Below are 12,289 nucleotides of genomic sequence, written 5' to 3' on the forward strand. Positions count from 1 at the left end.
AACGTAAAGATAAAGATAGGAGAAACTCCAGCCTTGCAGGGAGACCCTGTAATGCTGTGGCAGGTTTTTCATAATTTGATAGGCAATGCGGTAAAATATTCTCAAAACTCCAATTCTCCGTTAGTTCAAATTGAAGGTAAAATATCAGGCACACAGGTTTTGTATACTATAAAAGACAACGGTATCGGCATTGCTGAAAATGACCTTGATAATATTTTCCTATTGTTCAGCCGCATGGAAAATGTAAAAGATATTGAGGGTACGGGTATAGGATTAGCAATCGTTAAAAAAATTATGCAAAAACACAATGCCCGCATTTGGGCTGAAAGTGAATTGGGGAAAGGAAGTACATTTTTCCTCACATTTAACCGCAAATAAAATCAATTGGAATTACACAAATCAATCCAGTCGCTAAACCTGGCAAACGTTTCATTTGCTGAATGAATCACTACATACTCATCTTCCGGACTAAGTAAAATACTATCCAGCTGATTTTTAAAAGTTTGCCACATAGGCATTGTATCTGCTCCATACCCATTAAAAAAAGCTAACCCGTCTTCAGTTAACAAATTAGTTTTAGAAGCTATCAACCTGGCAATGGTGGCGCCACCAAGGGTAGATCCTTCCATCACATACATAGCACCCAAACACTGCAAATTATTTTCTATGTCGGGTAAAATAATAGGTGTTGCCGGTGGAATTAATTGGGTATTTAAAAAATTCATATCTGCTGTTAGTGCCGCTACTTTGCGGCGTTGCAGATAATCGGGTATACAAGAGAGATTGATTGATTCATCCACCAGCTTTTCAACTGCTCCAAAATAAGCAGCAAATAATGTTAAAAAATCGGTGTATCCCTGAATGTTATCAATGCCTTTTATGGCAGCGATAATTTTTTTTTCTAGTTTTTGATGATTGATTTTTGTGTGAATTCTCAATCCGGCAGATAACATGTTATTGGAAATATTTGAGCAGTAAAATTACATCAACTATTTGGAAGCAAATTTTTTAGTTATAAATTCCCTACCCGGTTCATGCATCCACAAACCGTTCGCTTCGGTAAAACATTTTTTTATTTTGTAACCCGGCATTCCGGTGAAAATTCAACAGTCATTTGTGTCGGTTGTTGCTTAGGTAATTTAGTTGTCTTTCTGTTGTCTCAATAAATCACATTTAAATTATATTTTATTTAAATTGGCTGTTAGCCTTTTGCATATTGCACTTTTTAGTACTGCTTCGTTGATGTACACAAACTTGAATTGCGTTTATTTATTCATCTGACAACCAGCTTTTATCTCAGTAAGTGCGGCAACCAGGGCTTCAGATTTGGTATGCTGGACAATGGATGATTGAGGATTGCTTCACAACGTTTAGCCATTCCAGATAGCTTTAGTTTCTGCAATTGTTTCAGCATACTTTGTTGGTTCATGTTGTTGTTTAGTACAACAGTACCTGTCAATAGAGCCTTGTGCAGAAAAATAAACAGGTGTCCATCCCTGTTGTTCACAAAAAATTACAGTCACCAATAGTGCAGATAACTTTATTACCTGTAACGTCTTCCATCTTGCTGCCGCCTAACTGTAAATTATATAATTTCAGTCAATATTTTAAACAGCAGTGAGCAACGCCAGGTACATTAAATTAATATAAAATATAGATGGGCAATACTCATCATCATCCAACACCGGCAAATGGTTTGTGTACCGCTAAATCCAGGTCGGGGTTTTAAATATTATTTTACCTTTCAATTTAAAAAATTCAATCGCTTATATTTACAATTCAAAAAAATTACCATGATAAAAAAATTAAGCTTTATAATGATGCTCAGTGCATTTTCCTTTGGTTCTTTTGCCCAGCAATTGAATACACCGCAGCCTTCATCAACACAGGAAGTAAAACAAAACTTTGGCCTGTCTAAAATTGAATTGTCCTATTCAAGGCCAGGTATGAAAGGGCGTAAAATATTTGGTGATCTGGTGCCTTACGATAAAGTTTGGCGTACAGGTGCCAATAGCGCCACCACGCTTACATTTGGAGATGACGTAACAATAGGTGGCACAAAAATACCTGCCGGTAAATATGGTTTATTAACCATTCCAAATGCCACCGAGTGGACCGTAATTATCACCAAACAAATAGATGTTACCAGCCCTGCCGCTTACAAGCAGGATCAGGATATAGTGCGTATAAAAGTTACACCAGTTAATCTCGGTTTTCCGGTAGAAACATTTACCATTTTATTTGGGGATGTAACCAGCAACAGTTGCAATTTACAGGTTATCTGGGATGATATTGTTGTTGCAGTGCCCATTACCACCGATGTTGACAGCAAAGTATCTGCACAAATAAAAGACCTGATGGAAAAGGATAACCGCCCTTATTACGCGGCGGCCATGTACTACGTAGACAATGGCAAAGACCTTAACCAGGCATTATCTTGGCTTGAAAAATCAACTGCTCAAAACCCGGATGCATTTTATATGTTTTACCAGAAAGCACGGGTACTGGCAAAACTTGGAAAAAAGCAGGAAGCATTAGCCGTGTCAAACAAATCAATTGAATTGGCAAAAGCTGCAAAAAATGATGACTACGTAGCACTGAATATGAAGCTGCAGAAGGAATTAAAATAATCTGCGACTGTATTATAAATTGAAAAGGACAGCAAGGATTAATGCCCTTGCTGTTCTCTGATACAACCGTACTTACAGATAGAAGGGGCTGTTAAAATTATAATGAAGGCGCATGTAGACTCGTCTAACGCAAGTGTTGTAAAATCATGCATAGCTTTTCTTACCAAAGTAACCATTATTTAGAATGCAGCATAGTAAGTGTTATGGATTACCCTGCGGTAGAATTTGTTGCTGTTGTCAATATTGATAAGACTTTTGCCGAGTAGCAGCTGGTTTCAGCAGATTGGCTCCTCTCCAGCGTTAGGTTTTCCACGCATATGGCCATTCGTAACTTTATATGCAAACAGTCCTTAAGCCTTTCCACAGCCCATTTTGATTTGGCTATTATCTGGGCACGAAATTTTGTTAATATCCGAAACTAACAATAATTGATACAACACAGGTATTGAGGATAATGCCTGGTATCCAAAATTAAAAGCTAAATTACAGCACATGAAAAATTTAAAAAAACTGTTGACTTTAGTACTTGTTTTTGTTGCATTAGCCAGTTGTAAAAAAGCCGGCGCAGATAATTCACCCAAAACACCGCCTTCCAATCTTATTATAAATGCTACGGTAAGCACTGACAGCAGCGGCAAGGTTAATTTTACCGCCAGTGCCGACAATGCAGTCTCTTATACATACGAATTTGGTAACGGCGATATTAAAACAGCAGCTTCGGGCAATATAGGTTATCAGTACACAACAAGTGGTAGCAATACTTACACCGTTTCCGTAACAGCTTCCAGCAGTTCATTGCTTACTATAAAAAAATCTATCGAAGTTACTGTAACGGTAAAAGCGGCGATACCCACACTTTTTTGGTCAGACGAGTTTAACACCGATGGTGCGCCCGACCCTGCAAAATGGGGATATGATCTGGGCACCGGAGGCAATGGATGGGGTAATGCAGAATTGGAATACTATACCAACAGACCGGAAAATGCTGTTGTTCAGGGGGGTGTTTTAAAAATAAATGCCTTGAAGGAAAATTACAGTGGCAGTGGCTATACTTCTGCAAGATTGCTTTCCAAAGATAAATTTGCCTTTACTTTTGGCAAGGTAGAAATAAGGGCCAAACTTCCTGCCGGTGTTGGCACCTGGCCTGCCCTCTGGATGCTGGGCAGTGATATTAGTACGGCTGGCTGGCCTGCGTGTGGAGAAATTGATATTATGGAACATTTAGGCCGTACTTTAAATACCATTTATGGTACACTGCATTATCCGGGAAGATCTGGCGGGAATGCGGATGGACATACAACGGTAATTGCAGATGCTACTACTGCATTTCATATTTATGCTTTGGAATGGACGGCGTCATACATTAAAATTTATGTGGATGGTTTGTTGTTTCATACTACAATTAACAGCGGCGCCATTCCGTTTAACCACGATTTCTTTTTTATCTTAAATGTTGCCATGGGCGGCGGTTTTGGAGGTGCTGTTGATCCGGCATTTACTAATGCAACCATGGAAGTGGACTATATACGGGTATATAAATAAAATTGACAAAACGGACGCAAAAAAGAGCAGTAAATCTGCCCTTTTTTTTACAGTTGATCATTAATGTATATTGTTTTAAAAGCGGGGATTTGAATGGGCAGAGACCAGGTTTTCAAAGATTTATTATCCTTTTAAAACCTTCGTATTAAAAAGATACCACCCGATATTGAATCCGATGGTACCTGTTTTACCAAAACTAACTACTAATGAAAAAAAACTAATTTTTATGCCTTATTTTTCTATATAAATTTACTTATAACCACAGCTGCATTTACAATATTTTTGTGGACTATTATTTAATTTCTTTTTACAAAATCTTTGTTACTGAAACCTGTCCTACAGTATTATTTTTCAATTTTAAAGTTAAACAAAAGCTGTCAATAAAAACGGTGCAAACGATTGCACAAATAATTTGTTAATAATACTACATAATATTTAGTCACATCTTTTTTATTATTTTATACACCTAAAAACAATAAATCCAACAATAAAATTTCATTATAAAATAAAAAATAATATTGAAAAACTGCGGTGGCTTTTTACTGTTTTATTATAAAGTTATCTTTTAAAAATAATCAGCAGTAACTGTCGTTCAATTTCCTGCCATTACCGAATGGTATTATTTATTGAATTTGGTGCATAATAATCATAAAATAAGAGAGGATTTTAACTAATCCTGATTAAATAAAAGTTATAATAGTTGGTTTTTTATTTACTTTGTAAAAAATTTTGTAATGCTTAATGTAATAGTACCATTAGATTTTTCTCAAACCTCTTTCAACGCAGCACATTTTGCAGCACAGATGTATAAAGAGAAACCTGCAAGATTAATTCTTTATCATTTTTATACAGATGGCGAAGACACTACCATGGCCAGAAACTATTTAAATAGTCAAAAGGAGGAATTAGGCCGGGTGGTAAGTAATATTGAGATTGAACTGGAATCGGGACATAATTTTATTGACAGCCTTGCTGCTTTTGCACATGTAAGGGGAGCTTTTATGATTGTAATGGGCCTTACGGGTAAAACACCCAGGGAACAGCGGTTTTCGGGAAGCAATACGCTTAAGTTGAGTGAAAAAGAAATTTGCCCTGTACTGATTGTTCCTGAAGATGCAACCTACAATGGTATTTCAAATGCACTCATCACTTCCGAGTTAAAATCGGTGGAAGATACGCCTACCCTGCTTTGCATAAAAAAGGTGTTACAATTCTTTAAACCTTCTCTGCATATTTTAAATATCAACAGCAATCATTACATTTCTGTTACCAAAGATTTTAAGGAGGAAAGGGATAAAATGGAAGGTTTATTAGCTGAGTTTAATCCTGAATTTTATTTTATGCGCCTCTTTGATTTTCACGAATCAGTAGAAGTATTTACCAGGGATAAAAATATTGACCTCATCATTATTGCTCCCCGTTACCATAATTTTTTTGAACGGCTGTTTAAAACCCAGCATACAAAAAAACTAATTTATCAAAGCAAGGTGCCGGTGCTTGCAGTGCATGAGTAAGCTGGCAATTGGCTTGGTTCTTTCGGCTTTCTTTTCTTGTTTGAAATATATTATGTTACGCAATTGATAAAAAAAAAGTACCGGAGTTTCTGTTGCGTTTACTTGTAAAGCGCATGCTGCAGAAACTCCGGTTACAAAATAATTTAGCCTGGTTTGTTATTTGTCAATCAACCGCATAACATAACTGTAAGCATACTTCTTATCCAGCATTCTGTATTGCTGATGTGGCAAAGCTCCCCAACTGTTATCACCACCAACGCCCCGCTGTTTTAAATCAATGTTCAGGTACACTTCGCTTCTTGGTTTTATATCTATCCAGTGCTGTTGTTTTTTGGTTAGGCCGGGGTCAAGATCTTCTGATTTATTATTGGTGGCGCTAAAACAAATTGGCTGCACGCCTTCAATCTGCAAACCCTTCCCTTCTTTATTGGTAAGTGTAAGCCAGCGGATATCTGTTTTATAACCACTCTCCTGCGGGCGAATGTAATTGGTAGTAGCCTGGTTTGCAACATCATCTTTATACAACCCAACAAAAGACGCTGTATTTCTGTCTGTAGCATTTTCCCATGGCCCACGTCCATAGTAGGCAAGGTTATTTACCCCGGCAGGCAATTGCATCCGCATACCAAAGCGGGGTAACTCGGGCAGGTTTCTACCCGTCATATCGATAGAAGCTGTAACCTTTATGGAGCCATCATTTTGTATTATATATTCTACTGTGTAGGGAACATTGATACCCGTTAAATCATAATCTACTTTTATAGATAAGCCAGCTGCTGTTTGTTCGCCCACCGTAATATTTTTCTTTTGCATATTGCTATGTGCATTGCGCCAGATGCCCATTCCTTCCGGCATGTTATTGCCAAAATCGTTGTCAGTGGGTGCCCGCCAAAAATATGGCTCAGGAAACTGGTTGATCAGCGAAGCATTGTTGCTGATTGCATAGCGACTGATTCTACCCATGTTTAAATTAAACACTCCCGAAATTTTACCAGCCGAAAACTGGATGCTGCTGCCGTTTTTTGTAACCTGCAACTGACTTTCTTTATTAGGAGTTGCCGCAAAATAATTGCCTGCTGTTTTAAATTGCTCTCTTGCAATTTCATGCCCGGCAGCCAATAGCGGGGTGGCTGTTTTTATAAAGGCATACAGGTTAAGATAAAATTCATTGCCGTCCGGCGATTTAAACTGCGGCAGGGTTAACACAATATCTTTTTGCTGATGTGGTGCCAGCGTTACTAAAAAAGTATCTTCTTTTACCAGTTCTCCATTGCGCATTAACTGCCATTTAAAACTGTACTGATCCAGGTTGGTAAAATCAAATAGATTCATTACAGTAATCAATCCTTTCGATGCATCTTTTGCTTTAAATAAAATATTCTGGTATACTTTTTTTACTTCGTTTAAACCAGGGTGTATGCTTCTGTCGCTTGCAACCAAACCATTGGTACAAAAGTTTTCATCGTTCTGTAAAGCATAGCCGCCAAGGTCGCCACCGTAAGCCCACCAGGTTCTTCCATCGGGTGTGGTTCTTTTTAAACCCTGGTCAACCCAATCCCAGATAAAACCACCCTGCATTTTTTTATCCGTCATTATCACATCCCAGTATTCCTGAAAATTACCATTGCTGTTGCCCATGGCATGCGAATATTCGCACATGATAAAGGGACGTTTTTTATCCGATGCAGCATAGGCTTTCATATAATTCATACCCGGATACATTGGGCAAACGATGTCTGTATTTTCTTCCTCAGCCGCTGATTCAAACTGTACATAACGGCTGTTATCGCGTTGCTTTATCCATTTGTACGCATCGTGAAAAACCGGGCCGTTGCCATTTTCATTTCCAAGCGACCATAAAATTACAGAGGGATGATTTTTATCCCGCTCTACCAGGCAATGAATGCGGTTAAGGAAAGACGGTGCCCACAAAGGATTATAAGCAATATGTCTGGCGGTATCGTACCAGCCCTGTCCGCCTGCACCCATTCCATGTGTTTCTATATTTGCTTCATCTACCAGATACATACCATATTCATCGCATAGTTTATACCACTCCGGATCGTTGGGATAATGACTTGTTCTCACTGCATTGATATTGTATTCTTTCATCAGCTGAATATCTTTAATCATCCCTGCTTTACTGATAACATGCCCTTCAACCTCATCATGCTCGTGGCGGTTAACACCATGCACATAGGTAGCCACCCCATTTATAAAAAGCTGTGCATTTTTTATCTCTACTTTTCTAAATCCTATCTTAGAACCTGTTACGCCTAACACATTGCCGGCAGCATCTTTCCAGGTAATGATGCAATCATACAGGTTAGGAAATTCGCCACTCCATTTTAATGAATTTTTTACAGTGCCATTAAAAGCAATTGTTTGTATAGAATCGCTGCCCATCCTAAATTTTTGTTGTTTACTAAAAACCGGTTTGCCATTTTTATCCAGCACTTCAACCAATACAGAACCTGCTTTAATGGTATTGTCTGTAAACTGCCGAAGCTCAACCGCTGCACTAAAAAGCCCATTGGTATAGTTTGCATCCAGATCGCCTTTTATAAAAAAATCCCATACGCTTAACTTTGGCATTGCATATAAAAATACATCCCGTTCAATACCGCTGATGCGCCAGAAATCCTGGTCTTCCATGTAGCTGCCATCGTGCCAGCGAAACACCTGAACGGCCAAAACATTATTGCCTTTTGCAAGGTAAGGACTGATATTAAATTCTGCAGGCGATTTGGAATTTTTAGTAATACCCACCTTATGCCCGTTTACATAAACAAACGCACAACCGGTGATAGAACCAAAATGCAGCAGGATATCCTTACCCGTCCAGGTATCGGGAACAGTAAATTGTTTTCTGTAAGTACCTACCGGATTATTGTCGCCGATAAAGGGAGGATTTTTTGGAAACGGGTAAATAATGTTGGTATAAATCGGAATGCCAAATCCCTTCAATTCCCAATTGGATGGAACAGGCAGGTCGTTCCATTTGGAATCATCCAACGCAGTTTCAAAAAAATTAATTGGCCGGTTGGCATACTTGTCTGTGTAAACAAATTTCCAGGTGCCATTGAGTGATTCATAAAAAGGAGAACGGCGATAATCGTCATTTTTCACATCCGCTGCATTGGTAAAAATCATGGCAGTGGCATGAGGATTTTCTTTGCCTTGAGATACCAGAGCAGGGTTTTCCCAGTCGTTTAGTTGCTGGGCATAGCATACATTAAAAACTAAAAAGGCAAGCAGTAAAATCGACTTCATATGTTGGTTGTTTGGGTTAATCGTATAAAAGTAAAAATAACAATTATAAAAGGAACGAGGTTATAAAAAAATAAGGGGTGTATAAAAATCTATAACCGGTAAGTAATATTGTTTTCCCCGATGCCGAAGGGAATAAAACAATACAGATTGGTATAATAGTTCATTTTAAGTACTCAATAATCAACTGTTACTTTATTCTCCCAGTCAGAATTAATTTGCTTTTTGAAAGGATAACCGGTTAAAACAGTTGGGTAATAATGGTTGTGCTTCTTTAATTTTGTAACAATACCAGCCTTGGAAAGCTTATATAAAAAAGCCAGTTTACACTAACGGAAGAGGCATTTCACAAGCACATTGGAAGTCTGTTTAATGAAACGCTCTTACATCATGAAGTTCAGATGCCGATATCCATTGTATTTCTTTTCCAAAACAGATTAAAAGAAACAAACCATGTTAATAATTGATTACGATAAAAAAAATATTCGCCCGCTGATTGCAGTTGCAGTTGGAATACTGTTCACAATTCAAGCGGTGTTTTCGCAATCCTTACAAAAAGAATTACCTGATTCAGCCAAACAAATTGTTAACGACAGCCTGCTTCCCAACCTGGTTATTAAAGTGGCAATGTATACCGCCGCAATAGATCATACAGATTTTTTGATACGACGTAAATTTAATATTACCTCTATTTCATTGAACATGCCCGAAATTGAAAAAAAGGTAAAGGACTTTAAGTTAAGACTTGTAAAAAATGGAAGCCACCTAAACCTTCGCAGTTTGAATAGCGGGGAAATTATTTTAAAAGAAATTTTAGATGATCTGTCTTCCTATCAGCGCATCCTTACAAATTTTAGCAACGAACTTACCCAGAGCAATAAGGAAGTAATAAAAATACTTCAAGACCCTGCCTTAAAGTTACAGGTTGCAGATTCTGTTTTACAGGAGCAATTAGATGATATACGGACAGAAGGATTTTCGCTTGACTCCCTTCAGCAAAAAACACTTTACAGGGTGAACTTTTTACGAAACAAAGTATCGGTTAATCTATTGGAGGCCACCGATATTATTTCGGATATGCGCTATTTAACCATCTCGCTAAAGCTGGGTATCTGGAACCGGGAAGAAGCTCCCTTATTTATTGCAAAGCAACATGAATACAAGCATCAGTTTGGTGAAATCGCTACCAACGCCCTGCTAAGATCAGCAAAAATAATTACTATTTATCTGAATGAAAAATGGAACGTATTAACCATTGGGCTGTCAGTTTTTATTTTTATTTTTTCATGGTCGTTTTTGAATATGGGACTGATAAAAAAACAACCCAATGCAACTGCTATTTTGGAACCTACCCATTTTTTATGCCGAAGTGTTTTAGCAGGGTGCCTGATGGCTTTGTTTACCTATTTGCCATTCTTTTTTGCCAACCCTCCCATGTCGTTACTGCATGGTGTAGAGTTGTTTCGCTTACTACTGCTTATTTTCCTTATCTATCCCTATCTAACCAAACAATCTAAAATAATATGGGCAGTACTTTGTGTTCTGTGGTTATATTATGCAATGGATGATCTTTTGCTGGAATCAGCATTTGGTGAACGTTGGGGTTTATTTTTTGCTGGCATTTTACTGGCGACAGTTTCTATAAAAATAATACTCAATAAAAAACCAAACCTTATAAATATTCCGGAATCTCCTGCTTCAAAAGCAATGTTCGTATTTACGCTAACCCAAGCTGCGCTCTCCATTTTTTTCAATCTGACAGGCCGGGTTACTTTGGCAAAAATATTAGGGGTAAGTGCTATTCAGTGCCTGATGCTGGGTATTAGCCTCAAAGTGTTTTGTGCCATGGTACTGGAAACAATCTATCTTCAATCTGAGGCTTACCACAATAGCCGCTTTTCCGACTTTATCAATTTCAACACACTGCAGGCCCGTTTCGTGAGGGTATTGTGGATATTGGCATCCTTCGTGTGGGTAGTATCCTTGGCCCGCAACCTCACTTTGTACGAAACTTTGATGCAGGCAATCAGTTCTTTTTTCGATGCCACAAGAACCATTGGCAATATGGTATTTACAATTCAAAGTGTAGCCATTTTTATTTTTATCATCTGGCTTTCTTCTGTACTATCCGGGGGTATAAATTTTTTCTTTGGCAACGAAAAATCAAACAATACCAGCAAACGCAACCGCCTTGGTTCCATGATGTTATTAATTCGGCTTGCCATCTGGATACTCGGATTTTTTATTGCGGTGGCTGCCGCCGGTATTCCAATTGATAAACTCTCTATTATGATTGGGGCATTGGGAGTAGGTATTGGGTTTGGCTTACAAAATATTGTTAACAACCTTGTTTCTGGTGTAATACTGGCATTTGAAAGACCGATACAAGTGGGCGACCTGATAGAAGTGGGCGGTAAAATGGGCGTTGTTAAAGAGATTGGTGTACGTTCAAGTAAAATTAATAATAACGAAGGTGCCGATATTATTGTACCTAATGGCGATCTGCTTTCCCAACATCTTATAAACTGGACCATGCAGGACCGAAATAAGCAGGTTGAATTTATGATAGGAATGCCTTATGATACAGATATAAATAATGTAAGAAAAATTATCCGGGATACATTATCGGGTAATGAGAAAATAATGCCCACTCCCGGGCCGGCTGTATTAGTAAAGCAATTTGGAGACAGGGCAATTGATTTAAGGATATTATTTTGGGTAAACGACCTTAGCGAAGCAGGATCTATACGGAGCAATGCAATGATTGAAATTTATGAAAAATTAACTGCTGCAGGTATTCACCCTCCCTTGTATAATGGCCTGCTTACAGACACTGCAACAAAGCAACCTGAAACAGAAAAAAATAATTTTGAATAAGATGGCTTTTGTAAACTGTTATATTTTTTTGCTGGAATAAACCAGCGATTTTTTTTTAAATCACTTAATATATTACCATGGTATTCTACCACTGGCTTTTTTTAAGAAATTGGGACTGTGGATTAACAGTTACTTATATTACCAACCTGGCATTACTGACCGATAATTTCAGGCAAAAAAAATGTCCCAAAAAATGGAACAAATTAAAATATAAATCCTGAATTTAATTTTCGTGGTTGGTTGTTTTAAATCTGTCTTTTTCTGCGCATCTTTAGCTATTATCTTTCATCATTTTTGTGATACAATTAATACCATCTAATTTTTAAAAGATTTGAATTTTCATTTTAATATGAATCTTCTCTTCCTTTCTGATGTAAAAATGCAACAAATAATTCAACTCTTTTTTATTTTTCGTTTAAAGAACCCATTCTTTCGATGAATGATGTAGAAGTCCCG

Annotated in this window: 8 protein-coding genes; 5 read left to right on the forward strand and 3 right to left on the reverse strand. The window is 37.7% G+C overall.

Features of this window, described 5'->3' with window-relative positions; translation table 11 throughout:
• Positions 1 to 378, forward strand: a 378-nt coding sequence (locus H7254_RS12735) for an ATP-binding protein (protein ID WP_301933327.1), incomplete at its 5' end; no start/stop codon positions are given.
• 2 nt (positions 379 to 380) lie between these two features.
• On the opposite strand, the gene H7254_RS12740 is transcribed toward H7254_RS12735, so the two are convergent.
• The gene (locus H7254_RS12740; protein WP_301933328.1) at positions 381 to 938 is read right to left on the reverse strand and encodes a biliverdin-producing heme oxygenase; all 558 of its coding nucleotides are present in this window, start codon (positions 936 to 938) and stop codon (positions 381 to 383) included.
• A 432-nt stretch (positions 939 to 1,370) separates the two neighbouring features.
• Entirely contained in the window at positions 1,371 to 1,523 is a 153-nt protein-coding gene (locus H7254_RS12745; RefSeq protein WP_301933329.1) for a hypothetical protein, read from the reverse strand.
• A 270-nt stretch (positions 1,524 to 1,793) separates the two neighbouring features.
• Between H7254_RS12745 and H7254_RS12750 the strand changes: the two genes are divergently transcribed.
• From H7254_RS12750 to H7254_RS12760, 3 genes are all read left to right on the forward strand, one after another.
• Positions 1,794 to 2,630, forward strand: coding sequence for a DUF2911 domain-containing protein (locus H7254_RS12750; RefSeq protein ID WP_301933330.1), 837 nt, complete (start codon positions 1,794 to 1,796; stop codon positions 2,628 to 2,630).
• Positions 2,631 to 3,122: 492 nt separating this feature from the next.
• Positions 3,123 to 4,172 (forward strand): glycoside hydrolase family 16 protein, encoded by a 1,050-nt coding sequence (locus tag H7254_RS12755; RefSeq protein WP_301933331.1) that lies wholly within the window; start codon positions 3,123 to 3,125, stop codon positions 4,170 to 4,172.
• A gap of 734 nt (positions 4,173 to 4,906) precedes the next feature.
• Entirely contained in the window at positions 4,907 to 5,686 is a 780-nt protein-coding gene (locus H7254_RS12760; RefSeq protein WP_301933332.1) for a universal stress protein, read from the forward strand.
• A gap of 156 nt (positions 5,687 to 5,842) precedes the next feature.
• On the opposite strand, the gene H7254_RS12765 is transcribed toward H7254_RS12760, so the two are convergent.
• The gene (locus tag H7254_RS12765) at positions 5,843 to 8,959 is read right to left on the reverse strand and encodes a glycoside hydrolase family 2 TIM barrel-domain containing protein (RefSeq protein WP_301933333.1); all 3,117 of its coding nucleotides are present in this window, start codon (positions 8,957 to 8,959) and stop codon (positions 5,843 to 5,845) included.
• Positions 8,960 to 9,409: 450 nt separating this feature from the next.
• On the opposite strand from H7254_RS12765, the gene H7254_RS12770 reads away from it, so the two are divergent.
• The gene (locus tag H7254_RS12770) at positions 9,410 to 11,833 is read left to right on the forward strand and encodes a mechanosensitive ion channel family protein (protein ID WP_301933334.1); all 2,424 of its coding nucleotides are present in this window, start codon (positions 9,410 to 9,412) and stop codon (positions 11,831 to 11,833) included.
• Positions 11,834 to 12,289 lie beyond the last annotated feature (456 nt).

Source organism: Ferruginibacter sp. (assembly GCF_014377975.1).
In the GTDB taxonomy this organism is placed as follows: domain Bacteria; phylum Bacteroidota; class Bacteroidia; order Chitinophagales; family Chitinophagaceae; genus Ferruginibacter.

Excerpts from the sequence above, each read along its gene's own strand:
- H7254_RS12765 (WP_301933333.1), bottom strand. The coding sequence starts at position 8,959 with ATGAAGTCGATTTTACTGCTTGCCTTTTTAGTTTTTAATGTATGCTAT.
- H7254_RS12755 (WP_301933331.1), top strand. The coding sequence starts at position 3,123 with ATGAAAAATTTAAAAAAACTGTTGACTTTAGTACTTGTTTTTGTTGCA.
- H7254_RS12750 (WP_301933330.1), top strand. The coding sequence starts at position 1,794 with ATGATAAAAAAATTAAGCTTTATAATGATGCTCAGTGCATTTTCCTTT.
- H7254_RS12770 (WP_301933334.1), top strand. The coding sequence starts at position 9,410 with ATGTTAATAATTGATTACGATAAAAAAAATATTCGCCCGCTGATTGCA.
- H7254_RS12760 (WP_301933332.1), top strand. The coding sequence starts at position 4,907 with ATGCTTAATGTAATAGTACCATTAGATTTTTCTCAAACCTCTTTCAAC.